This is a genomic window from Rhizobium ecuadorense (assembly GCF_001187535.1).
Lineage (GTDB): Bacteria > Pseudomonadota > Alphaproteobacteria > Rhizobiales > Rhizobiaceae > Rhizobium > Rhizobium ecuadorense.
On sequence record NZ_LFIO01000321.1, the window covers coordinates 1 to 452 of the forward strand.

1 pseudogene is annotated in these 452 nt (G+C 58.0%); it reads right to left on the reverse strand.

The window, feature by feature from the left end:
- Nucleotides 1–452 (reverse strand): annotated as a pseudogene (locus AF337_RS43160) (ATP-dependent nuclease); the annotation flags it as partial.

The following is a 452-nucleotide window of genomic DNA, read 5'->3' on the forward strand; positions in this document are numbered from 1 at the left end:
GGTCATCGCGGTCGATGGTGGCGAACGCGGACTCTATCAAGGGTCGAAGTGGCGAGCGGCGCCAAACTGCGAGGTCGCCCTCGGCATCGCGAAGAGCTGGCAGCACATCCATCGTGATCCGGCTCCGCACATCGTAGCCGAACTTCCTTGTCGGATCCCTGCCGCCGTAACAAACGAACTCGAAGTCCTTCTCGCTCGCCGGAGCCCTCAGCAAGGAGGACTTCGCCCTGAATTCAAACGTCAGTGAAACCGTCTGCGGGTCGCCCGGAATCCGAAAATCCGTGAGAACGGCGAGGACATCCGGATCATCTTCGAAATCCATGATCTCGACGGAAATCTTGATTCGGGTGTCTTGATCGAACTCATCTATGCCATCCCAGAAGTCACCAAGCTGAAGCTCCCTCGCGCTGTCCGGTAGTGATGGATCGAAGATCAGGCGGAGACCGTAAAGG